Below are 22,844 nucleotides of genomic sequence, written 5' to 3' on the forward strand. Positions count from 1 at the left end.
ATGCAACAACAAGATGCACTCCAACGTAAGCTGCCGGAGCGGATCTTCCATGCCGTCTGTTTTGAAGGGATCGCGACGGCCATTCTCGCCCCCACGGCGGCGTGGCTCATGCAGCGCTCAGTGGTTGAAATGGGCGGGCTGACCATCATCCTGGCGACGACGGCGATGCTGTGGAACATTGTCTATAACTTCGGCTTTGACCGCTTCTGGCCCGTACAGCGCGTAAAGCGCACGGCGAAAGTTCGCGTCCTGCACGCGCTGGGCTTTGAGTGCGGGTTTATCGTCATCGGCGTGTCTATCGTTGCCGCCGTGCTGGGCGTGACGCTGCTTCAGGCCTTCACGCTGGAAATCGGGTTCTTCCTGTTCTTCCTGCCGTACACCATGTTTTATAACTGGGCATACGACACGCTGCGCGAGAAAGCGATCAAGCGACGCCAGCAGCGACGCGCCCTGGCAGGCTAACGCCCTCCTGGCCGGAGGCCCGCTCCGGCCAAACTCCTTCGAAGCAACTGCGCTCTCGCTCCAGAATTATGGTAAATTGTACTTCTTTTTGTTCGTTTTATAGTTGATACGTTGCTCTAATGTCGAAAATTTGGTCAAAAGAAGAGACTCTCTGGAGTTTCGCCCTATACGGCACCGCCGTGGGCGCAGGGACGCTGTTCCTGCCTATTCAGCTAGGCTCCGCAGGCGCGATTGTCCTGCTCATTACCGCCCTCGTGGCGTACCCGTTAACCTACTGGCCGCATAAGGCGCTGGCGCAATTCATCCTGTCGTCAAAGACCAAGGGGAATGAAGGGATCACCGGCGCGGTCACCCACTACTACGGCAAGAAAATCGGCAATCTGATCACCACGCTTTACTTCGTGGCCTTCTTCGTCGTGGTGCTGATTTATGCGGTGGCGATAACCAACTCGTTTACCGAACAGCTGGCAAAACGCATGACGGTAGATACGCCCGTGCGGATGCTGGTTAGCTTCGGCGTGGTGCTGGTGTTAAACCTTATTTTTCTGATGGGACGGCATATCACCCTGAAGGTAATGGGTTTTCTGGTTTTCCCGCTGATTGCCTATTTCCTGTTTGTCTCCCTCTATCTCACGGGCAGCTGGCAGCCCTCGCTGCTGACCGGTCAGGTCTCGTTCGATCGGCATACGCTGCATCAGGTGTGGATTTCGATCCCGGTGATGGTTTTCGCTTTTAGCCATACGCCGATTATTTCGACGTTCGCCGTTGATCGGCGCGAGAAATACGGCGACGCAGCCATGGGTAAATGCAAAAAAATCATGAAGGTGGCGTACCTGATTATCTGCCTGAGCGTGCTGTTCTTCGTGTTTAGCTGCCTGCTCTCTATCCCGCCGTCGTACATCGTGGCGGCAAAAGAGGAAGGCGTGACCATTCTGTCGGCGCTGTCGATGATGCCCTCTTCTCCGGCGTGGCTCGGCATTTCCGGCATTATCGTGGCGATTATCGCGATGTCGAAATCGTTTCTCGGCACCTATTTTGGCGTGATTGAAGGGGCGACGGAGATCGTAAAATCGTCGCTGAATCAGGCCGGCGTGAAGAAGAGCCGCGCGTTCAACCGCGCGATGTCGATTCTGATCGTGTCGCTGATTACCTTCGCGGTTTGCTGCATTAACCCGAATGCGATCTCGATGATTTACGCCATCAGCGGCCCGCTTATCGCCATGATTTTGTTCATCATGCCAACGCTGTCGACGTATCTGATTCCCTCGCTTAAGCAGTATCGTTCCCTCGGCAACCTGCTGACGCTGATCGTCGGCCTGCTGTGCGTGTCGGTCATGTTTGTCGGGTAATCGCTCGCCCGGTGAGCAGGAAGCCAGGCGCAAGAATGTTGGCGATCGCGGCGCGATTGCTGCTGAACAGCTCCGATAAAAAGATACCGGCTAAGGCCGGTGTCTTTTTACCTACGCGCGAATGTCGTCATATTCCCGCGTGTTATCAAACGCGTGTTTGGCAAACGGGCAGAGCGGAATAATCTTGCGGTTCTCACCGCGCATTTTTTCCACCACTTTCGCCACCAGCTGCTTGCCCACGCCCTGCCCCTTCAGGCTCTCATCAACGTCTGTATGCTCGATAATGCTCAGGTGCTCGCCGGTCGGCACGAAAACAATCTCGGCGACCTGATTGCCCTGTGCGTCGTTCACGTAAAACTTGTTATGGCCTTCCAAAATTTCCATGGTTCCTCGCTTATTTATGGTGGTACTTCAGCGCACCGCTCGGGCAGGTATCAATCACGCGTACGACCGTGTCCACATCAACTTCGTCCGGAATGATCCACGGCTTGCGCTTGAGGTTGAACAGCGCCGCGCTGCCGCGCACGCAGTTTCCCGAGTGCTTACAGATGCCGGTGTTGAAGTAGACGTCAATTTTTTCACCGGTGTAGGCCCGGTAGCCCGCGTCCAGTAGCTCTTTATCCATGACATTGCCTCTGTTGTTTTTATCTCAGCTAAGCATAGCGCGTAAGCGGAAGCATCAACAATGCTCTTCCTGCCCGCAGAAGGTGCTGATAAAGTAACCCGCAATCGGAAAACAAACGCCCTTAACGCCATGATAAATAAGATTGATTATCAGATAGAAAAGTACAGTTTTACCGAGGTTAACGAGACGCCCGATCGTGCCCGCCAGTGGACGGAAGTGCTGGACGAGTGCCGTCAGTCCCAGGCGGGGGCGGAGGAGCGGCTGCGCATTGCGCTACTGAATATGGATTACGTCACCAGCTTTGAGCTGCCTTTTCGGCTGCTGCTGATACGCACCCCGCAGCTCATTGCCGGGCTTAAGGATAAATTCCAAATCAATCGCAAAAGCGCCCTGTTCAACGGCAAGCGTTTTGGCTGTATCTGGAGCCTTAAGGCAAACATGAGCGATATGCCGGAAGAATTTCAGTATCGGCTGGTGACCCGCATCCGCCGCACGGATCCCGCCGGAACGACCGCTGCGCCCTATCAGCAGATTGCCAAAGAGCTGAAAGCCCCGCGCGAGCGGTTAAAACGCGCGCTGGAAGAAGGCCTGACGGTTTCAGCGCTGGACGGCCTGTTCTGGTTTGGCCTGCAGCGTATCGCGGCGGACGTGCTGTACCTACGTAAAAAAGGCATGACGATCGAAACGCACGAAGCGGAGGTGTTTGATAGCCTGACGGGCACGACGAGACACGTTCCGGTTTATCGACTGGGGAAGCGGTAGCAAGGCAAAAAAGCGGTGTTAACGTTCGAGAACGATCAAATCAAAGATGCGGCGTGAGATAATGTAAACGTTCGGAAAGAAGCTGGAGCGGGCGAAGGGAATCGAACCCTCGTATAGAGCTTGGGAAGCTCTCGTTCTACCATTGAACTACGCCCGCTTTGAGGTGCGTAAGGCATTATAGACCTTACGCATTTTCAGACAAGCCTTCATTCTGCTAACCGGTGATTAAATAATCACTTAGCGCAGCGGTTGCTGCCCTGCGGTGGAAGATAGCGCTGCGGATCGATTGCTGTCGCCTTATAGCGGATCTGGAAATGCAGCTTCACCGAGTCCGTTCCGGTGCTGCCCATCGTGGCAATCTTCTGCCCTGCCTTCACATTCTGACCGTTATTTACCAGCATCGTATCGTTATGTGCATACGCCGTAATATAGTCTTCGCCGTGCTTAAGCATGATCAGATTGCCATACCCGCGTAGCTGGTTGCCGACGTAGACCACCTTCCCCGCCCCGGAGGCATAAACAGGCGTACCGCGCGCGGCAGCGATATCAATGCCCTTATTCCCACCCTCAGAGGTAGAATACGGCATCACCACTTTCCCGCTCGCGGGCCATAGCCAGCAGCGCTGCCCCACAGGCGGCCAGGAGGATTGCGGCACGGAGTAGGACGGCGTGACCTTAGCCGTTTTGCCCTTTGACGACGTCGATTTCTTTGCCGGAGACGATTTGCCGTTGATCTTCAGCTTTTGCCCCACCTCGATGGTATAGGGCGCGGAGATATTGTTCATACTCGCCAGATCTTTCACGCTGGTGCCCGTAATACGCGAAATGCGATACAGCGTGTCTCCGCGCTTAACAGTATACACCGCGCCACTGCCCGAACCCGAGGATTGACTTCCCGAGCATCCCGCCAAAAGTAGCGTCAGCGTCAGGCAGAAAATGGCAGCAGTACGGTTTCTGATCGGGCTTCCTGCAAACAAAACGGCTCCTCGGTCGGCGTGAATGGCGCACTATGATAGCAGCCCTCGCGGATACAGGTCATGCCCTTTTCAGCTCTGTGAGCCAACCCCTTCACGCGGGAATGCCGTATAATACGTGAGCCTGCTGACGTTGCGTTTACCGCATCCCATGAAGTACAGCGGCATAATGGCACTGGAGCAAGAATGAGCATTCAAGAACACGTCATTTTGATTAATGAGCAGGGTAAGGTCATCGGCACGCAGGAGAAATATGCCGCGCATACTGCTGATACCCCGCTGCACCTGGCTTTCTCTTCCTGGCTGTTTAACGAAAAGGGCGAATGCCTGGTCACCCGACGCGCCATGGGCAAAAAAGCCTGGCCCGGCGTGTGGACCAACTCCGTCTGCGGCCATCCGCAGTCCGGTGAGCAGATTGAGATGGCGATTGTGCGCCGCTGTCGCGATGAGATCGGCGCAGAGATAGCCGATATCACGCCCGTCGCGCCCGAGTTTCGCTATCGCAAGATCGACCCGTCCGGCATCGTCGAAAACGAAGTCTGCCCGGTCTTTGCCGCACGCATTACCAGCCCATTAGCTATCAATCCCGACGAGGTGATGGAATATCAGTGGGTCGATCCGGAGGCGCTTTTTCGGGCGCTGGACGCAACGCCGTGGGCCTTTAGCCCGTGGATGGTGCTGGAAGCGGACGCTGCCCGCGAGGCGCTCAGATCGTTCGCAGCCAAATAAAAAAGCCCCGGCGAGAGTCGCGCGGGGCTTTTTTACATCACGAGAGCTTATTTCACCGGACGCATCGCCGGGAACAGGATCACGTCGCGGATGGTGTGGCTGTTAGTGAACAGCATTACCATACGGTCGATACCAATGCCCAGGCCAGCGGTTGGCGGCAGGCCGTGCTCCAGCGCGGTCACGTAGTCTTCGTCGAAGAACATCGCTTCGTCGTCGCCAGCGGCCTTCGCGTTAACCTGATCCTGGAAGCGCTGCGCCTGATCTTCCGCATCGTTCAGCTCGCTAAAGCCGTTGCCGATTTCGCGGCCGCCGATGAAGAACTCAAAGCGGTCGGTGATTTCCGGGTTCTCGTCGTTACGACGCGCCAGCGGAGACACTTCAGCCGGATATTCGGTGATGAAGGTCGGCTGAATCAGGTGCGCTTCCGCCACTTCTTCGAAGATTTCGGTCACGATACGGCCCAGACCCCAGCTCTTCTCGACCTTGATGCCGATGCTTTCAGCAATGGCTTTCGCAGAATCGAAGTTATCCAGATCGGCCATCTCGGTTTCCGGACGGTATTTCTTGATCGCTTCGCGCATGGTCAGCTTGACGAACGGCTTGCCGAAGTCGAAGACCTCTTCACCGTAAGGCACTTCGGTGGTGCCCAGAATGTCCTGCGCCAGCGTACGGAACAGGGATTCGGTCAGCTCGATCAGATCTTTGTAATCCGCGTACGCCATATAGAGTTCCATCATGGTGAACTCTGGGTTATGGCGAACGGAGATGCCTTCGTTACGGAAGTTGCGGTTGATTTCAAACACGCGATCGAAGCCGCCAACGACCAGACGCTTCAGGTACAGTTCCGGCGCGATGCGCAGGTACATGTCGAGGTCCAGGGCGTTGTGATGGGTGATGAATGGACGCGCAGACGCGCCGCCAGGGATCACCTGCATCATTGGGGTTTCTACTTCCATAAAGTCGCGGTTAACCATGAACTGGCGGATGCCGGCCATGATCTGGGAGCGAATCTTGAAGGTCTTGCGGGATTCATCGTTAGAGATGAGGTCCAGGTAACGCTGACGATAGCGCGCTTCCTGATCCTGCAGGCCGTGGAATTTATCCGGCAGCGGGCGCAGGGCTTTGGTCAGCAGGCGCAGCTCGGTGCAGTGGATAGAGAGCTCGCCGGTTTTGGTTTTGAACAGCTTACCTTTCGCGCCGAGGATATCGCCCAGATCCCACTTCTTGAACTGCTCGTTGTAGATGCCTTCCGGCAGGTCGTCACGAGAGACGTACAGCTGAATGCGGCCACCAACGTCCTGCAGCGTCACGAAAGACGCTTTACCCATGATACGACGGGTCATCATGCGGCCCGCAACGGCCACTTCGACGTTCAGCGCTTCCAGCTCTTCGTTCTCTTTACCGTCGAAGTCAGCGTGCAGTTGGTCTGAGGTGTGGTCACGACGAAAATCGTTCGGGAACGGCACGCCCTGCTCGCGCAGCGCGGCCAGCTTCTCGCGGCGGGTTTTCAGTTCGTTATTAAGATCGACTACCGCGTCAGCGCCCTGTGCTTGTTGTTCAGACATGTTGGTTCCTCATAACCCTGCTTTCAAACTTGCTTCGATAAATTGGTCCAGGCTGCCGTCCAGCACCGCCTGCGTGTTGCGGGTTTCTACACCGGTACGCAGGTCTTTAATGCGGGAGTCATCGAGGACGTAAGAACGGATCTGGCTGCCCCAGCCGATGTCGGACTTGTTGTCTTCCATCGCCTGCTTCTCAGCATTTTTCTTTTGCATCTCCAGCTCATAAAGCTTCGCTTTCATCTGCTTCATGGCCTGGTCTTTGTTCTTATGCTGTGAACGGTCGTTCTGGCACTGCGTCACCAGCCCGGTCGGAATGTGGGTGATACGCACCGCGGATTCCGTACGGTTAACGTGCTGACCGCCCGCGCCGGATGCGCGATAAACGTCGATGCGCAGGTCCGCCGGGTTGATGTCGATGTCGATATCTTCGTCAACTTCCGGGTAAACGAACGCGGAGCTAAACGACGTATGGCGACGGCCGCCGGAGTCGAACGGGCTCTTACGCACCAGGCGGTGAACGCCGGTTTCGGTACGCAGCCAGCCGTAGGCGTAGTCGCCAATAATTTTGATGGTCACGGATTTCAGGCCCGCGACTTCACCTTCAGACTCTTCGATAATCTCGGTTTTGAATCCGCGCGCTTCGGCCCAGCGCAGGTACATGCGCGTCAGCATGCTGGCCCAGTCCTGCGCTTCGGTACCGCCAGAACCTGCCTGAATATCGAGATAGCAGTCAGCGCTATCGTATTCGCCGGAGAACATGCGACGAAACTCCAGCTGCGCCAGCTTCTCTTCCAGACCATCGAGTTCCGCTACGGCTTCGTTAAAGGTTTCTTCGTCGTCGGCTTCGACGGCCAGCTCCAGCAGGCCGGATACATCTTCCAGCCCCTGTGACATTTGGTCCAGCGTATCTACGATAGCTTCGAGAGAGGAACGCTCTTTGCCCAGCGCCTGTGCGCGCTCGGGTTCATTCCAGACGTCCGGCTGTTCCAGCTCGGCGTTTACTTCTTCCAGACGCTCTTTCTTGGCATCGTAGTCAAAGATACCCCCTAAGAACGTCGGAGCGCTCCGTGAGGTCCTGAATGCGGTTTTTTACCGGATTAATTTCAAACATGGTCTGTTTTCTTTTATGAGCTTGTAAAAATGCGGTGATAAGAGCGGGATTGTACCGAATCCACGCTCTTTTTTATAGAGATTACTGACGCTAAATTGGCCAGATATTGTCGATGATGAGCTGAAGGGAGCGGTTACCGCGAAACTCATTAATATCGAGCTTGTAGGCAAGCTCAACTTCACGCACGCCGTTGTCCGGCCAGACGGCGGTGTCGACGTTAAATGCAATGCCGTCCAGCAGCGGGCCGCCGCCGACCGGTTCAACCATGACCTTCAAATGGCGTTCGCCCACGATGCGCTGCTGCAGCAGGCGGAAGCGCCCGTCAAACAGCGGCTCGGGGAACATCTGCCCCCACGGACCGGCATCGCGCAGCATCTGCGCCACCTCCATGGTCATTTCGGCTGCGGAAAGCGGGCCGTCGGAGACCACTTCCCCCTGCAGAAGCGCCGGGTCAATCCAGTCGGTGACCAGCTCGCCGAAGAGGCGCTGGAACTCGTCAAACTTTGCCTCTTCCAACGACAGTCCCGCCGCCATCGCGTGGCCGCCGAACTTGATCATCAGGTCGGGATAAAGCGTATCCAGACGCTCCAGCGCGTCGCGCATGTGCAGCCCCTGAATGGAACGGCCAGAGCCTTTCAGCGTGCCGTCTCCCGCTGGCGCAAAGGCAATGACAGGACGGTGGAAGCGCTCTTTGATGCGGGACGCCAGAATCCCCACCACACCCTGATGCCATTCCGGGTGATACATCGCCAGCCCACCGGGCAGCGTGTCCGCGCTGCGCTCCAGCTTTTCGCACAGGGTCAGCGCTTCGGCCTGCATCCCCTGCTCAATCTCTTTACGCGTCTGGTTCAGCGCGTCCAGTTCGTTCGCCAGCATGCGCGCTTCGCCGATGTTGTCGCACAGTAGCAGCGCGACGCCGACGGACATATCGTCCAGCCTTCCGGCCGCGTTCAGGCGCGGGCCAAGCGCAAAGCCGAGATCGCTTGCGGCGAGCTTCTGCGGGTCGCGGTTAGAAATTTCCAGCAGCGCCTTGATGCCCGGACGGCATTTACCCGCGCGAATGCGGCTGAGGCCCTGCCATGTCAAAATACGGTTGTTGGTGTCGAGTGGCACGACGTCCGCAACGGTACCGAGCGCGACGAGATCCAGATATTCGGCCAGGTTCGGCACGGCGATGCCGCGTGATTCGAACCAGCCCTTATCGCGCAGCAGCGTGCGCAGGGCCAGCATCAGATAAAACGCCACGCCAACGCCCGCCAGCGATTTCGACGGAAAATCACAGTCGCGCAGGTTCGGGTTAATGATTGCTTCGGCATCCGGCAGCGTGTCGCCAGGGAGGTGGTGATCGGTAACCAGCACCGGGATCCCCAGCGCGTGCGCGCGCTCAACGCCCGCGTGAGAAGAGATCCCGTTATCCACGGTCATGATCATCTGCGCGCCGCGCGCGTGCGCCTGATCGACCACTTCCGGGCTGAGGCCGTAGCCGTCTTCAAAACGGTTTGGCACAAGGTAAGCAACGCTGTCGCAGCCCAGCGCGCGCAGGCTGAGCACGCTCAGCGCGGTGCTGGTCGCACCGTCGGCATCAAAATCCCCCACCACGACAATGCGCGTCCCTTCACGGAACGCGTTGTAGAGCATCTCGGTGGCTTTTTCGACGCCGCTCAGCTGCTGCCAGGGCAGCATCCCCTTCACGCTGCGCTCAAGATCGTCAGCGGTTTTTACGCCGCGGCTGGCATAGAGCCGCTTGAGCAGCGGCGGAAGCTCCGCGGGTAAATCAGCATCGTCCACCGCCTCGCGGCGGCGCAATTTTATCGGGGCTTTCACGCTGATTATTTACCACCAAGCTGTTTCTGGTGCGCGTCGAGGAACTCTTTCATCTCTTTCGGTCCCTGATAGCCCGGCACCACGGAGCCGTTGCTCAGCACAATGGCAGGCGTGCCGCTCACGCCAAACTGCACGCCCAGCGCGTAGTGGTTGGCAATGTCGATATCACAGGAGGCTGGCTTCACGCCTTTGCCGTTCATGGCATCGTCGAACGCCTGGTTGCGATCTTTCGCACACCAGATAGCCTTCATGTCCTGCTCTGGCTGGCTATTAACGCCCGCGCGCGGGAAGGCCAGATAGCGCACGGTGATGCCCAGTGCGTTATAGTCTTTCATCTCTTCATGCAGCTTGTGGCAGTAGCCGCAGGTGATGTCGGTGAAAACGGTAATTACGTGTTTTTCCTGCGGCGCTTTATAGACAATCATCTCTTTTTCGAGCGCGTTCAGGTTTTTCATCAGCAGCTGGTTCGTCACGTTGACCGGCTGCGCGCCGCTCACGTCGTACATTGGGCCCTGAATAATATGCTTACCGTCTTCGGTCACGTACAGCACGCCGCTGTTGGTTAACACGGTTTTCATCCCGGCAACCGGCGCAGGCTGGATATCGCTGCTGGTGACGCCCAGCTTGGTCAGCGACTGTTTAATCGCGGCATCGTCAGCATGGGCAAAGCCGGTAAATGAAGCTGCCAGCAGGGTGAACAGCGCTAAAGACTTTTTCATAGTTAATCCTGTTACGATTCGTCGGCACTCACGCGCGTGGGTGGTGCTGTTGATGTAGCTGCCGCAAGCGTTCGGTTGCGACATGGGTGTAAATTTGCGTTGTTGAAAGATCGCTGTGTCCAAGCAGCATCTGCACGACGCGCAGGTCAGCGCCGTGGTTTAGCAGATGCGTCGCAAAAGCGTGACGCAAAACGTGCGGCGAAAGCTTCTCGCTGTCGATACCCGCCAGCGTGGCGTAATGCTTAATACGGTGCCAGAAGGTCTGTCGGGTCATCTGCTGCGCGCGCTGGCTCGGGAACAATACGTCAATCGATACCCCGTTCAGCAGCCAGGGACGACCGTGCTCGAGATACGTTTCCAGCCAGTACACCGCCTCTTCGCCCAGCGGCACCAGCCGCTCTTTGTTGCCTTTACCGATGACGCGGACCACGCCCTGGCGCAGGCTAACGTCGCTCATCGTCAGGCCGACAAGCTCGGATACGCGCAAGCCGGTGGCGTATAAAAGCTCAAGCATGGCTTTATCGCGTAACTCCAGCGGCAGGTCAACAGTGGGTGACTGTAATAATCTCTCAACTTGTGCTTCGCTCAGATCTTTCGGCAAACGCTGCGGGAGCTTTGGCGAGGCCAGCAGCGCGCTCGGATCGTCCGCGCGGATCTTCTCGCGGTAGAGATGCTGGAACAGACGACGCATTGCGCTTAACAGCCGCGCGGAGCTGGTGGCCTTATAGCCGCCCTCCATACGCTCGCCGAGGAGCGCCTGCAGATCGTCGCGTTGCGCGGTCTCAAGGCTGAGCCCTTTGTGCGCCAGCCACTCCACCAGCATGGTGAGATCTCGTCGATAGGCGCTGAGCGTGTTCGCGGCCAGGTTTTTCTCCAGCCAGAGCGCGTCGAGAAACGCTTCGATGAGCGCGAGATCCTTTTCCACATCAGCCCCTTTGATTCTGCAATCCGCCCATTATGCCTGATTGCCATCGGTTTCTGGTACACTACGCACATAGTCTACGCAAGAATTGAGATAGTTACGCGATGAATATTGGTCTGTTTTACGGCTCCAGCACCTGCTACACCGAAATGGCGGCGGAAAAAATTCGCGACATCATCGGCCCGGAGCTGGTGACGCTGCATAACCTGAAAGATGACGCCCCCGCGCTGATGGAGCAGTACGACGTGCTGATCCTCGGCATCCCAACCTGGGATTTCGGTGAAATACAGGAAGACTGGGAGGCTATCTGGGACCAGCTTGATTCGCTCAACCTCGACGGAAAAATCATTGCGATGTACGGCATGGGCGACCAGCTCGGCTACGGCGAGTGGTTCCTCAACGCGCTTGGCATGCTGCACGACAAGCTGGCTCCAAAAGGCGCGGCATTTATCGGCTACTGGCCGACCGAAGGCTATGAGTTCACCAGTAAAAAACCGATTATCGCAGACGGTCAGCTGTTTGTCGGGCTCGCGCTGGACGAAACCAACCAGTACGATCTCAGCGACGAGCGCCTGCAAAACTGGTGCGAACAAATTCTGGGTGAGATGGCGGAAAAGTTTAGCTAACGCGCATTTACTGCTGCGTCGGCTGTTGTAACAGCATCCGGCGCAGGTCACGCCACTCTGCCGCATCCATACTGTCTGCCGCCAGCCAAAGGTGCTGCCGACGACCGCCGTCAACCCTGCGCAGCCGCAGCATCATCCCGGCATTCAGCATCCAGGGCGTACCAATAATGTTCCACTCCTGCCCCTGCCAGCGCAGGCGCGAATCCATCAGCAGTTTGATTTCCCCCTGGCGCGCGTTAATCCGGCGCTGGCTGCGCACGCTGTCAAATACCACAAACGACAGCAGCAGCAGCCACAAAGGCGTATAGCTAAGCGGCCACGGCATCAGTAAAACAAAGGCCGCGACCAGGCCGTGGAGCAATAATGACATCCACTGCGAGCGCCACGAGACGCGAAGATCAGATTGCCACAGGACCACGTTCCCGATTCCGTGTTTGTATTAATTGCACCATCCGTTGCAACTCGGTGTCGGCGGGTTTGCCGTGATTCATTAGCCAGTTGAATAAATCAGGGTCATCTGACTCCAGCAGGCGCACGAACAGACGCTTATCGTCGTCGCTCAGGCTGTCGTACTCATGCTCAAAGAAAGGCATGATGGAAATATCAAGTTCGCGCATGCCGCGGCGACATGCCCAGTGGATACGGGCCTTGTTGTTAATATCCATGTTCAGTTTCCTGCTTTACGTTTGGCACAGTCGGGTTCCCGTTCGCTATTCGTTATTTCTCTTCGGGAACAGTAGCTAGTGTAACGTGTTTTTGAACGTTTCTTTACTGGAATATTGCTAATCACGAGCAGGCTTCCAGAATAATCCCCATAAAGACAGCGGATTACACTTTTTTGCGCCGCGCTACGCAGAACAACGCAATGGCACGAATGGCCTGCTGAAAGCGCTTGCAATGGCGACAGTCTCTTTTACCATTAGGCATTATCGAAGCGTTAAGCAATTCAGGACATCATTATGGCTTTTACTCCATTTTCTCCTCGCCAGCCCGCCGCCTCCGCGCGTCTGCCGCTGACGCTTATCACTCTTGAAGACTGGGCGCTGGCGACCGTAACCGGTGCCGATGCCGAAAAATACCTGCAGGGCCAGGTGACGGCCGACGTCGCCCAGCTTACCGAACACCAACATCTGCTGGTCGCCCACTGCGATCCGAAGGGCAAAATGTGGAGCAACCTGCGCTTGTTCCGCCAGCAGGACGGTTTCGCCTTTATTGAACGCCGCAGCCTGCGCGATGCTCAGCTCGTCGAGCTGAAAAAATACGCGGTCTTCTCCAAAGTGACTATCGCCCCGAACGACGAGCGGGTTCTGCTGGGCGTGGCGGGCTTCCAGGCGCGCGCGGCGCTGAAAAATCTTTTCGCCGAACTGCCGGATGCGCAAAAACAGCTTGTCAGTGAAGGCGAGACGTCCATCCTGTGGTTTGAGCATCCGGCGGAGCGTTTCCTGCTGGTGACGGACGAAGCCACCGCAGCGCGCGTAACCGACGCGCTGCGCGGTGAAGCGCAGCTCAATAACAGCCAGCAGTGGCTGGCGCTGAACATTGAAGCCGGCCTGCCGGTGATTGACGCCGCGAACAGCCAGCAGTTTATTCCCCAGGCAACCAACATCCAGGCGCTGGGCGGCATCAGCTTTAAGAAAGGCTGCTATACCGGTCAGGAAATGGTGGCGCGCGCGAAATTCCGCGGAGCAAACAAGCGCGCGCTGTGGACGCTGGCGGGCCACGCCAGCCGTGTGCCGGAAGCAGGTGAAGATCTGGAGCTGAAGATGGGCGAGAACTGGCGCCGTACCGGCACCGTGCTGGCTGCCGTTCAGCTTGATGATGGCCGCCTGCTGGTGCAGGTCGTCATGAATAACGATATGGAACCGGACAGCGTCTTCCGCGTGCGCGATGACGCGAAAACGCTGAGCATCGAGCCGCTGCCGTATTCACTGGAAGATTGACTCTGTATCGCCCGGTGGCGAGGTAAATGCAAAACGGTAACCGAAAGGTTACCGTTTTTTATGTTTGCTCCCTCTCCCGTGGGAGAGCGCCGGGGTGAGGATACCAGGCCGCAGCGGATAAACTACACCTGCCCCACATACAGATAAATGGCCAGGAAGTGGCAGACGCTTCCTCCCAGCACGAAGCCGTGCCAGATGGCGTGGTTATAGGGAATGCGCTTGCAGACGTAGAAAATTACGCCCAGTGAGTAAACCACGCCGCCGACCGCCAGCAGGGTTACGCCCCCAATCGCCAGCTTAATGGCCAGCTGATACACCACAATCAGCGACAGCCAGCCCATGGTCAGATAGGTCACCAGCGACAGGATCTTAAACCGGTGCGCGATGGTCAATTTGAACAGAATGCCCAGCAGCGCCAGGCTCCAGATCACGATCATCAGGCCACGCGAGAGCGGCGAGTTTAACCCCACCAGCAGAAACGGCGTATAGGTGCCCGCGATCAGAAGGTAGATGGCGCAGTGGTCGAATTTTTTCAGCCAGGTTTTGGCCCGCTGATGGGGAATGGCGTGATAAAGCGTCGAGGCCAGAAACAGCAGGATCATGCTCCCGCCGTACAGGCTGTAGCTGGCGATTGCCATCGCGCTGGCATTCGTGTCCACCGCCTGCACCAGCAGCAACACCAAGCCGACAATACCAAACACCAGGCCCACGCCGTGACTAATACTGTTGGCGACTTCCTCAGCCAGCGAATATCCCTGCGCAAGTAATGGCTTACTCACCATATGTAACTCCAGGAAAAAAGATGATTATTCATCGTCTGACTATGCTAACTGAGAATGATTCCAGTGAACACATGTTCGCTAAAATAAAATTCAATGTGATACTTTCAATTTACAATCATAGAGTTACACATTTATTTCAGCTCACACTTGTTTCACTATTTTGTCAAAGGCATTTAAAATCAATCACATAAAATTGGTCCTGATTCGGATAGATTTCTCTGATAACGCTTTTCAGCGTCTCGAGCGTCATGTTCTCCTGCTCCGCGTGTTTTTCCGTCAGCGTTTCCAGAGTCACGGTCGATGTCCCCAGGACTTCGACCGTGCAAAAGTAGCCGTCATCCTCGTAGCGACCGACGCGCAGCACGTCGCCCCGCCTGAAGTGGGATTCGCTTTCATCGCGGATGGTGATGGTTTTACGCCCGGCCAGAATGTCGTCCTGAAAGCGCTGAAAAAAAGTGATGTCGTTTGGCTGCATGGTATTATTCCCTGAATGAAATCCGATGAGTGAGTTTAGCCATAGTGAGTATGTTCTCCCATTCCGCCGTTGCCAGCCTCAATAATCTGGAGATGATGGTCTACAACTTTGTCATCAAAAACCGCGACAAGGTGATGTATATGACCATCCGCGAGCTGGCGGATGCGGCTGGCGTCTCAACAACCACTATCCTGCGCTTTTGCCGCAAGCTCAACTGTGAGGGCTACTCTGAGTTCCGCGTGCGCTTTAAGCTCTATCTTGAACAAAACGAGCCACAGCAGGCAAATTTTGGCGCCAGCGAAATTATCAGCTTTTTTAAAAGCGTCAACAATGAAGAGTTTGATAGTTTATTAGATAGTGCAGTGGATATTATTTTATCCTCCGAGCGTATTATATTTGTTGGCGCAGGCACGTCTGGCTCTCTGGCGAAATATGGCGCGCGCTTCTTTTCCAATATTGGAAAATTCAGCAACCATATCGACGATCCTTATTTTCCGGTCACCAACGACATGGCCAAAAACGCGCTGGCGATTGTGCTTTCCGTATCCGGAGAAACCGAAGAGATCCTGCGCTTTGCCAGCCAGTTCAGCTTGCACAACTGTAAGGTGCTATCGATTACCAGCCACGAGCACTCGCGGCTGGCGAAGCTGGCAGATTTTAATCTCTCCTGGCATGTTCCCCAGACGCGTATCGGCGGCGTTTACGATATTACCACCCAAATTCCCGTTATCTATATTCTGGAATCACTCGGCCGCAAGCTGGCGAAGAAATTAGCGGAATAAAACACCCTGTTTTTTTGATGTGACAAATCACATTACACGCAAATTGTTATATCGTGACAATTAATATCGCTTTGCTAGACTCGACCTCATTAGCCCTTTAATGAGAATAGCAAAGATGAAAAAACTGACCTTACCAAAAGACTTTTTATGGGGCGGCGCGGTTGCGGCGCACCAGGTTGAAGGCGGCTGGAACAAAGGCGGAAAAGGCCCCAGCATTTGTGACGTGCTGACCGGCGGCGCGCACGGCGTACCGCGTGAAATTACGCAGGAAGTGATTGAGGGCAAATACTATCCGAACCACGAGGCCATCGACTTCTACGGCCACTACAAAGAAGACATCAAACTGTTCGCCGAGATGGGCTTTAAGTGTTTCCGCACCTCGATTGCCTGGACCCGCATCTTTCCAAAAGGCGACGAAACCCAGCCGAATGAAGAAGGCCTGAAGTTCTACGACGACATGTTCGATGAGCTGCTTAAGTACAACATCGAGCCGGTGATCACCCTCTCCCACTTCGAAATGCCGCTGCACCTGGTGCAGGAGTACGGCGGCTGGACCAACCGCAAAGTGGTCGATTTCTTCGTGCGCTTCTCGGAAGTGGTCTTCGAGCGTTACAAAAACAAGGTCAAATACTGGATGACCTTCAACGAAATCAATAACCAGCGCAACTGGCGCGCGCCGCTGTTCGGCTACTGCTGCTCCGGCGTGGTCTACACCGAGCATGAAAACCCGGAAGAGACGATGTACCAGGTGCTGCACCACCAGTTCGTGGCCAGCGCGCTGGCGGTGAAGGCCGCGCGCCGCATCAACCCGGACATGAAGGTCGGCTGCATGCTGGCGATGGTTGCGCTCTATCCGTTCTCCTGCAAGCCGGAAGACGTGATGTTCGCGCAGGAATCCATGCGCGAGCGCTACGTGTTCACCGACGTCCAGCTGCGCGGCTACTACCCGTCGTACGTGCTGAACGAGTGGGAGCGCCGCGGCTTCTCCATTAATATGGAAGCGGGCGACGAGCAGATCCTGCGCGAGGGCACCTGCGACTACCTGGGCTTTAGCTACTACATGACTAACGCGGTGAAGGCCGAGGGCGGGAGCGGCGATGCGATTTCTGGCTTCGAGGGCAGCGTGCCGAATCCGCACGTTAAGGCGTCGGACTGGGGCTGGCAGATCGACCCGGTAGGCCTGCGCTATTCCCTGTGCGAGCTGTACGAGCGCTATCAGAAGCCGCTGTTTATCGTCGAAAACGGTTTTGGCGCCTACGACAAAGTGGAAGAAGACGGCAGCATCAACGATGACTACCGCATCGACTACCTGCGCGCCCACGTGGAAGAGATGATGAAGGCGGTAACCTATGACGGCGTGGATCTGATGGGCTACACGCCGTGGGGCTGCATCGACTGCGTGTCGTTCACCACCGGCCAGTACAGCAAGCGCTACGGCTTCATCTACGTGAATAAGCACGACGACGGCACCGGCGATATGTCGCGTTCGCGGAAGAAGAGTTTTGAGTGGTACAAAACCGTGATCGCCAGCAACGGCGAGGCGCTGTAATACGATTTATCCCCTCTCCCCTTTGGGGAGAGGGTTAGGGTGAGGAGTTTATTTCCCGCCCGCAAGCTCGATAAAACTCCCCGTCACGTACGACGCCTTCTCGCTCAGCAGCCAGACGATAGCCTGCGCAACCTCTTCCGGCTGGCCGCCACGCTGCATCGGCAGCATCGACTTAACCCTGTCCACGCGATTCGGTTCACCTCCCGACGCATGAATATCGGTATAAATAAGCCCCGGACGGACGCAGTTCACGCGTATTCCCTGCGCGGCCACCTCCAGCGCGAGCCCGGTCGTGAGTGAATCTACCGCGCCTTTCGAGGCCGCGTAATCCACGTATTCTCCCGGTGCGCCCAGGCGCGACGCGGCGGACGAGACGTTCACGATCGCCCCACCCTTGCCGCCGTGCTTGTGCGACATGCGCTTGACCGCTTCGCGGCAGCAGAGGAAATAGCCCGTTACGTTGGTGGACAAGACGTGGTTGATGCGCTCGGCCGACAGGTTCTCGATGGTGGATTGCTCAAACAAAATACCGGCGTTATTCACCAGCGCGGCGAGCGGCTCGCCTTCGCGATCGATGCTGTCGAACATCGCCATTACCTGCGCCTCATCGCTAATATCCGCGCGCACGGCAAAGGCTTTACCGCCCGCGTCCACGATCTGATTAATGACGTCCGTCGCGGCCTTGATGTTGTGATGAAAATTCACCGCCACGGTATAACCTTCGCTTGCCAGCTGTAGCGCGGTGGCTTTACCAATTCCGCGGCTGGCGCCGGTGACCAGTGCAATTGCCATTGTCTTCTCCCAATAAAAAAGCCGGGTGGCGGCTTCGCCTTACCCGGCCTACGTTACTACAGCAAAATAATTACTGGTATTCGCTCATCGGCACGCAGGAGCAGAACAGGTTACGGTCGCCGTACACGTCGTCGAGACGCTTCACGGTCGGCCAGTATTTGTTCGCCACGCCCGCCGGGAAGACCGCCAGTTCGCGGGTGTAACCGTGGTTCCACTCGGCCACCAGCTCGTTCTGCGTGTGCGGGGCGTTGACTAGCGGGTTATCTTCCAGCGTCCACTCGCCGCCCTTCACGCGGTCGATTTCGCTACGGATCGCCAGCATGGCGTCGATAAAGCGGTCCAGCTCCACCTTGCTTTCCGACTCGGTTGGCTCAACCATCAGCGTGCCCGCCACCGGGAACGACATGGTTGGCGCGTGGAAGCCGTAGTCGATAAGGCGCTTGGCAATGTCCAGCTCGCTAATCCCCGTCTCTTCCTTCAGCGGACGGATATCGAGGATGCACTCATGCGCCACGCGGCCGTCGCGGCCGGTGTAGAGCACCGGGAACGCGTCTTTCAGGCGCGTTGCGATGTAGTTGGCGTTGAGGATCGCCACCTGGCTTGCCTGCTTCAGCCCTTCCGCGCCCATCATGCGGATGTACATCCAGCTGATTGGCAGAATGGAGGCGCTGCCGAACGGTGCCGCAGAGACCGCGCCCTGACGGGTCAGCATGCCTTCAATTTGCACCACGCTGTGGCCCGGCACGAACGGCGCCAGGTGTGCCTTCACGCCGATTGGGCCCATGCCCGGGCCGCCGCCGCCGTGCGGAATGCAGAAGGTTTTATGCAGGTTCAGGTGCGAGACGTCCGCGCCGATAAAGCCCGGCGAGGTGATGCCCACCTGGGCGTTCATGTTCGCGCCGTCGAGGTAAACCTGGCCGCCGAACTGATGCACCACTTCGCACACTTCACGAATGGTCTCTTCGTACACGCCGTGGGTAGACGGGTAGGTCACCATGATGCAGGAGAGCTTGTCGCCCGCCTGCTCGGCTTTCGCACGCAGGTCGGCGAGGTCGATGTTGCCGTTCTTATCGCACGCCACCACCACCACGTCCATGCCCGCCATCTGGGCAGACGCCGGGTTAGTGCCGTGCGCGGAGCTTGGGATCAGGCAGATATCGCGATGCCCTTCGTTGCGGCTTTCGTGATAGTGACGGATCGCCAACAGGCCCGCGTATTCACCCTGCGCGCCGGAGTTCGGCTGCATGCAGAGCGCGTCGTAGCCCGTCAGCTTCACCAGCCAGTCGGAAAGCTGGTTGATCATCAGGTGATAACCTTCCGCCTGCTCCGGCGGGCAGAACGGGTGCAGCTCGGAAAATTCAGGCCAGGTAATCGGGATCATCTCCGCCGCGGCGTTCAGCTTCATGGTGCAGGAGCCGAGCGGGATCATCGCCTGGTTCAGCGCCAGATCCTTGCGCTCCAGAGAGTGCATGTAGCGCATCATCTCGGTTTCGCTGTGGTAGCGGTTGAAGACCGGGTGCGTCAGGATCGCGTCGTTGCGCAGCATGCTCTCCTGAATCGAGCGGCTGTCGTGCGCCACCTCTTTGTCCAGCGCGTCAACGTCCAGACCGTGGTCGTCGCCCAGCAGCACATTGAACAGGTTCACCACGTCGTCACGGGTGGTGCTTTCATCCAGCGTGATGCCGACGGCGTTGTGGATGTCGCTGCGCAGGTTGATTTCCGCCGCGTCGGCGCGCGCCAGCACGGCCGCCTTGTCGGCCACTTCCACGCACAGGGTGTCGAAGTAGTGCTCATGACGCAGCTTGAGGCCTTTCTGCTGCAGGCCGCAGGCCAGAATGTCGGCCAGGCGGTGAATGCGGCTGGCGATGCGCTTCAGGCCAGCCGGACCGTGGAACACGGCGTACAGGCTGGCGATGTTCGCCAGCAGCACCTGTGAAGTACAGATGTTGGAGTTCGCTTTCTCGCGGCGGATGTGCTGCTCGCGGGTCTGCATCGCCATGCGCAGGGCGGTGTTACCGGCGGCATCTTTCGATACGCCGATAATGCGGCCAGGCATGGAGCGTTTGAATTCGTCTTTCGCGCCGAAGAACGCCGCGTGCGGGCCGCCGTAGCCCATCGGCACGCCGAAGCGCTGGGCAGAGCCGAACACAATGTCCGCGCCCTGTTTGCCCGGCGCGGTCAGCAGCACCAGCGCCATAAAATCGGCGGCAACGCTGACGATAACTTTGCGGTTTTTCAGCTCGGCGATCAGCGCGCTGTAATCGTGTACTTCGCCCGTTGTGCCAACCTGCTGCAGCAGCACGCCGAAGACGTCCTGGTGATCGAGCACTTTGTCCGCGTCGTCAACAATCACGTCAAAGCCAAAGGTTTGCGCGCGGGTGCGCACCACGTCCAGCGTTTGCGGATGGACGTCCGCGGCCACAAAGAAGCGGTTGGCGTTTTTCAGCTTGCTGACGCGTTTGGCCATCGCCATCGCTTCGGCAGCGGCGGTCGCCTCATCCAGCAGGGAAGCGGAGGCGATATCCATGCCGGTCAGGTCCAGCGTTACCTGCTGGAAGTTCAGCAGCGCTTCCAGGCGGCCCTGGGACACTTCCGGCTGATAAGGGGTGTAGGCGGTGTACCAGCCCGGATTTTCCAGCATGTTACGCAGGATAACCGGCGGCAGCTGCACGTTGGTGTAGCCCATGCCAATGTAAGACTTATAGCGCTTGTTGAGGCCGGCAATCGCCTTGAGTTCCGCCAGCGCGGCGAACTCGGTGGCGGAATCGCCAACCTGAGGCGGCGTGGCAAGCTGGATGTCCTTCGGCACGATCTGGCCGATCAGTGCGCTTAATGAATCCGCGCCAACCGTTTTCAGCATCTCCTGCTGTTGCTGAGCGTCCGGCCCGATGTGACGTTCAATGAAGGCGCCACGGTTTTCAAGCTGGCTTAAAGTCTGTGTCATGAGCGATGGTTCCTGAAACGTGCAGTGAATGTTTTTTCTCCCTCTCCCCGTAGGGGAGAGGGTAAAGGCTTATTCGTCTTCCAGTAAGGCTTCGTACGCGGTCGCATCCAGCAGCGCGGCAACCTGCGCTTCGTCGCTGGCTTTGATCTTAAAGATCCAGCCGCCTTCATACGGTTCGCTGTTTACCAGCTCCGGGGAGTCGCTCAGCGCGTCGTTCACGGCAACGATTTCGCCGCTTACCGGGGCGTAGATATCAGAAGCCGCTTTGACGGACTCCGCTACCGCGCAGTCGTCGCCCGCGCTCACGGTGGTGCCCACGTCAGGCAGGTCGACAAACACCATGTCGCCCAGCAGCTCCTGCGCGTGCTCGGTGATCCCTACGGTGTAAGTGCCGTCCGCCTCTTTGCGCAGCCACTCGTGTTCTTTGCTGTATTTCAGTTCTGCTGGCACATTGCTCATTGAAGTTCTCCTGATAAAAATGATTAGGCGACCGGCTTACCGGCGCGAACAAAAATCGGTTTAGTGACGTTGACCGGCATTTCACGGTTGCGGATCTGCACCACCGCCGTTTCGCCAATGCCCGCCGGGACGCGCGCCAGGGCGATGCTGTAGCCGAGCGTCGGAGAGAAGGTGCCGCTGGTGATGACGCCTTCGCGGTGGTTGCCGTCGGCATCGGTAAAGCGTACCGGCAGCTCGCCGCGCAGAACGCCTTTTTCCTTCATCACCAGGCCAACCAGCTGTTCGGTCCCTTTTTCACGCTGCATTTCCAGCGCTTCGCGCCCGATGAAGTCACGGTCGGCCGGTTCCCACGCAATGGTCCAGCCCATGTTGGCGGCCAGCGGAGAGACGCCTTCGTCCATCTCCTGGCCGTAGAGGTTCATTCCCGCTTCGAGGCGCAGCGTATCGCGCGCGCCCAGTCCGGCTGGCTTCACGCCCGCTTCCACCAGCGCGCGCCAGAAATCGGCGGCCTTCTCGTTCGGCATCGCAATTTCATAGCCCGCTTCACCGGTGTAGCCGGTGGTGGCGATAAACAGGTCGCCCGACTGCACGCCGAAGAACGGCTTCATGCCTTCGGTTGCTTTGCGCTGCTCGTCGCTGAACAGAGAGGCGGCTTTCGCCTGCGCGTTCGGCCCCTGCACGGCGATCAGCGACAGGTCATCGCGGACGGTGATGTCGATGGCGTAAGGTTCGGCGTGTTGGGTGATCCAGGAGAGGTCTTTTTCGCGGGTGGCGGAGTTAACAACGAGGCGGAAGAAATCTTCGGAGAAGTAGTAGACGATAAGGTCATCAATCACGCCGCCCGAGGCATTCAGCATGCCGGTATAAAGCGCTTTGCCCGGCGTCTTGAGCTTCGCAACGTCGTTTGCCAGCAGATAACGCAGAAACTCCCGGGTGCGGCTACCGCGCAGATCGACAATGGTCATGTGGGACACGTCGAACATACCGGCATCGGTGCGCACCGCGTGGTGCTCATCAATCTGCGAGCCGTAGTGCAGCGGCATCATCCAGCCGTGGAAGTCCACCATGCGGGCGCCGCACAACACGTGCTGTTCGTACAAAGGAGTCTGTTGAGCCATCTTTTCCTCGTTGAAAAATTCCACCGTGAAACCCGGTATCGGCCCCGTATCAGGCGCCGACGCAAACGTTCTCTTTTACCTGAACTTACCACCGAAGCTGGCGGTAAACCATAAGGTAAAGTGGGTCATCACATTAGCTTATGACTAAAAAACGCTAAAAAGCCTACAGAGTTATTCACTGGAAAAATGCGATTAAGCCCGCACAAAATTAACATTGATCTAACAGTATTCAGCACAGGGTGATATTTCATGCGGAAAAATGGGCCAGATTTCCGTCATGAAAAAAAGGTGAGATTAGATTATCTAATGCGAAAAAATGGGTGAAATTAGATTATTTC

General features: G+C 57.2%; 24 protein-coding genes and 1 tRNA gene. 8 read left to right on the forward strand and 17 right to left on the reverse strand.

The window, feature by feature from the left end; genetic code table 11:
• A complete protein-coding gene (locus tag AB8804_RS15500; protein ID WP_371187676.1) occupies nucleotides 1–462 on the forward strand; it encodes a multidrug/biocide efflux PACE transporter in 462 nt (153 codons plus the stop codon).
• 119 nt (nucleotides 463–581) lie between these two features.
• Nucleotides 582–1,811 carry an amino acid permease gene (locus tag AB8804_RS15505; RefSeq protein ID WP_371187678.1) on the forward strand — a complete coding sequence of 410 codons (1,230 nt, stop codon included), beginning with the start codon at nucleotides 582–584 and terminating at the stop codon, nucleotides 1,809–1,811.
• 111 nt (nucleotides 1,812–1,922) lie between these two features.
• Here the strand turns inward: AB8804_RS15505 and AB8804_RS15510 are convergent, their stop codons facing one another.
• On the reverse strand, nucleotides 1,923–2,195 hold the full coding sequence (locus tag AB8804_RS15510) for a GNAT family N-acetyltransferase (RefSeq protein WP_371187680.1): 273 nt from the start codon (nucleotides 2,193–2,195) through the stop codon (nucleotides 1,923–1,925).
• A 10-nt stretch (nucleotides 2,196–2,205) separates the two neighbouring features.
• Nucleotides 2,206–2,436, reverse strand: coding sequence for a 4Fe-4S mono-cluster protein YjdI (gene yjdI / locus AB8804_RS15515; protein ID WP_371187682.1), 231 nt, complete (start codon nucleotides 2,434–2,436; stop codon nucleotides 2,206–2,208).
• 129 nt (nucleotides 2,437–2,565) lie between these two features.
• Here yjdI and AB8804_RS15520 point away from each other — a divergent pair, with 129 nt between their 5' ends.
• Nucleotides 2,566–3,198 carry a DNA-binding protein gene (locus tag AB8804_RS15520; protein WP_371187684.1) on the forward strand — a complete coding sequence of 211 codons (633 nt, stop codon included), beginning with the start codon at nucleotides 2,566–2,568 and terminating at the stop codon, nucleotides 3,196–3,198.
• An 83-nt stretch (nucleotides 3,199–3,281) separates the two neighbouring features.
• Here the strand turns inward: AB8804_RS15520 and AB8804_RS15525 are convergent.
• Nucleotides 3,282–3,355, reverse strand: a tRNA-Gly gene (locus tag AB8804_RS15525).
• Between the two features lie 76 nt (nucleotides 3,356–3,431).
• On the reverse strand, nucleotides 3,432–4,175 hold the full coding sequence (gene actS, locus AB8804_RS15530) for an amidase activator ActS (RefSeq protein ID WP_371187686.1): 744 nt from the start codon (nucleotides 4,173–4,175) through the stop codon (nucleotides 3,432–3,434).
• Between the two features lie 183 nt (nucleotides 4,176–4,358).
• On the opposite strand from actS, the gene idi reads away from it, so the two are divergent.
• The gene (gene idi, locus AB8804_RS15535; RefSeq protein ID WP_371187688.1) at nucleotides 4,359–4,901 is read left to right on the forward strand and encodes an isopentenyl-diphosphate Delta-isomerase; all 543 of its coding nucleotides are present in this window, start codon (nucleotides 4,359–4,361) and stop codon (nucleotides 4,899–4,901) included.
• Nucleotides 4,902–4,948: 47 nt separating this feature from the next.
• On the opposite strand, the gene lysS is transcribed toward idi, so the two are convergent.
• From lysS to xerD, 5 genes are all read right to left on the reverse strand, one after another.
• A complete protein-coding gene (gene lysS, locus AB8804_RS15540; RefSeq protein WP_371187690.1) occupies nucleotides 4,949–6,466 on the reverse strand; it encodes a lysine--tRNA ligase in 1,518 nt (505 codons plus the stop codon).
• A 9-nt stretch (nucleotides 6,467–6,475) separates the two neighbouring features.
• Nucleotides 6,476–7,574, reverse strand: a protein-coding gene (gene prfB / locus AB8804_RS15545) for a peptide chain release factor 2 (protein ID WP_112009785.1) whose coding sequence is annotated in 2 segments (ribosomal slippage) — nucleotides 6,476–7,498 and nucleotides 7,500–7,574 — 1,098 coding nt in all. Because the reading frame shifts where the segments join, the coding sequence is not laid out codon by codon here.
• A gap of 90 nt (nucleotides 7,575–7,664) precedes the next feature.
• Nucleotides 7,665–9,398 carry a single-stranded-DNA-specific exonuclease RecJ gene (recJ, locus tag AB8804_RS15550; RefSeq protein ID WP_371187692.1) on the reverse strand — a complete coding sequence of 578 codons (1,734 nt, stop codon included), beginning with the start codon at nucleotides 9,396–9,398 and terminating at the stop codon, nucleotides 7,665–7,667.
• 5 nt (nucleotides 9,399–9,403) lie between these two features.
• The gene (dsbC, locus tag AB8804_RS15555; protein WP_371187694.1) at nucleotides 9,404–10,117 is read right to left on the reverse strand and encodes a bifunctional protein-disulfide isomerase/oxidoreductase DsbC; all 714 of its coding nucleotides are present in this window, start codon (nucleotides 10,115–10,117) and stop codon (nucleotides 9,404–9,406) included.
• Between the two features lie 28 nt (nucleotides 10,118–10,145).
• Nucleotides 10,146–11,042, reverse strand: coding sequence for a site-specific tyrosine recombinase XerD (gene xerD, locus AB8804_RS15560; RefSeq protein ID WP_371187696.1), 897 nt, complete (start codon nucleotides 11,040–11,042; stop codon nucleotides 10,146–10,148).
• 101 nt (nucleotides 11,043–11,143) lie between these two features.
• Between xerD and fldB the strand changes: the two genes are divergently transcribed.
• Nucleotides 11,144–11,665, forward strand: a complete 522-nt coding sequence (gene fldB, locus AB8804_RS15565) for a flavodoxin FldB (protein ID WP_371187698.1) — start codon at nucleotides 11,144–11,146, stop codon at nucleotides 11,663–11,665.
• A 7-nt stretch (nucleotides 11,666–11,672) separates the two neighbouring features.
• Here fldB and AB8804_RS15570 read toward each other — a convergent pair whose 3' ends face one another.
• Complete coding sequence (locus AB8804_RS15570) at nucleotides 11,673–12,083, reverse strand: protein YgfX (RefSeq protein ID WP_371187700.1); 411 nt, start codon at nucleotides 12,081–12,083, stop codon at nucleotides 11,673–11,675.
• Nucleotides 12,064–12,330, reverse strand: a complete 267-nt coding sequence (gene sdhE, locus AB8804_RS15575; RefSeq protein ID WP_042716098.1) for an FAD assembly factor SdhE — start codon at nucleotides 12,328–12,330, stop codon at nucleotides 12,064–12,066. Before sdhE ends, AB8804_RS15570 begins: the two co-directional genes overlap by 20 nt.
• A 294-nt stretch (nucleotides 12,331–12,624) precedes the next feature.
• On the opposite strand from sdhE, the gene ygfZ reads away from it, so the two are divergent.
• On the forward strand, nucleotides 12,625–13,605 hold the full coding sequence (gene ygfZ, locus AB8804_RS15580; RefSeq protein ID WP_371187703.1) for a tRNA-modifying protein YgfZ: 981 nt from the start codon (nucleotides 12,625–12,627) through the stop codon (nucleotides 13,603–13,605).
• A gap of 122 nt (nucleotides 13,606–13,727) precedes the next feature.
• On the opposite strand, the gene AB8804_RS15585 is transcribed toward ygfZ, so the two are convergent.
• Complete coding sequence (locus AB8804_RS15585; protein ID WP_371187705.1) at nucleotides 13,728–14,387, reverse strand: hemolysin III family protein; 660 nt, start codon at nucleotides 14,385–14,387, stop codon at nucleotides 13,728–13,730.
• Nucleotides 14,388–14,550: 163 nt separating this feature from the next.
• Nucleotides 14,551–14,862, reverse strand: coding sequence for a N(4)-acetylcytidine aminohydrolase (gene yqfB, locus AB8804_RS15590; RefSeq protein WP_371187707.1), 312 nt, complete (start codon nucleotides 14,860–14,862; stop codon nucleotides 14,551–14,553).
• A gap of 50 nt (nucleotides 14,863–14,912) precedes the next feature.
• Here yqfB and AB8804_RS15595 point away from each other — a divergent pair, with 50 nt between their 5' ends.
• Complete coding sequence (locus tag AB8804_RS15595) at nucleotides 14,913–15,644, forward strand: MurR/RpiR family transcriptional regulator (protein ID WP_371187776.1); 732 nt, start codon at nucleotides 14,913–14,915, stop codon at nucleotides 15,642–15,644.
• Nucleotides 15,645–15,759: 115 nt separating this feature from the next.
• Nucleotides 15,760–17,193, forward strand: a complete 1,434-nt coding sequence (locus AB8804_RS15600; RefSeq protein WP_371187709.1) for a 6-phospho-beta-glucosidase — start codon at nucleotides 15,760–15,762, stop codon at nucleotides 17,191–17,193.
• A 48-nt stretch (nucleotides 17,194–17,241) separates the two neighbouring features.
• On the opposite strand, the gene AB8804_RS15605 is transcribed toward AB8804_RS15600, so the two are convergent.
• The 4 genes from AB8804_RS15605 to gcvT form a co-directional block, all read right to left on the reverse strand.
• Nucleotides 17,242–17,985, reverse strand: coding sequence for an SDR family oxidoreductase (locus tag AB8804_RS15605; RefSeq protein WP_371187711.1), 744 nt, complete (start codon nucleotides 17,983–17,985; stop codon nucleotides 17,242–17,244).
• A gap of 70 nt (nucleotides 17,986–18,055) precedes the next feature.
• On the reverse strand, nucleotides 18,056–20,929 hold the full coding sequence (gene gcvP / locus AB8804_RS15610) for an aminomethyl-transferring glycine dehydrogenase (RefSeq protein WP_371187713.1): 2,874 nt from the start codon (nucleotides 20,927–20,929) through the stop codon (nucleotides 18,056–18,058).
• A 69-nt stretch (nucleotides 20,930–20,998) separates the two neighbouring features.
• A complete protein-coding gene (gene gcvH / locus AB8804_RS15615; protein ID WP_006178383.1) occupies nucleotides 20,999–21,388 on the reverse strand; it encodes a glycine cleavage system protein GcvH in 390 nt (129 codons plus the stop codon).
• 23 nt (nucleotides 21,389–21,411) lie between these two features.
• Nucleotides 21,412–22,506 (reverse strand): glycine cleavage system aminomethyltransferase GcvT, encoded by a 1,095-nt coding sequence (gene gcvT, locus AB8804_RS15620; RefSeq protein WP_371187715.1) that lies wholly within the window; start codon nucleotides 22,504–22,506, stop codon nucleotides 21,412–21,414.
• Nucleotides 22,507–22,844 lie beyond the last annotated feature (338 nt).

The organism is Enterobacter sp. KBR-315C3_2022 (assembly GCF_041399425.1).
Lineage (GTDB): Bacteria > Pseudomonadota > Gammaproteobacteria > Enterobacterales > Enterobacteriaceae > Enterobacter.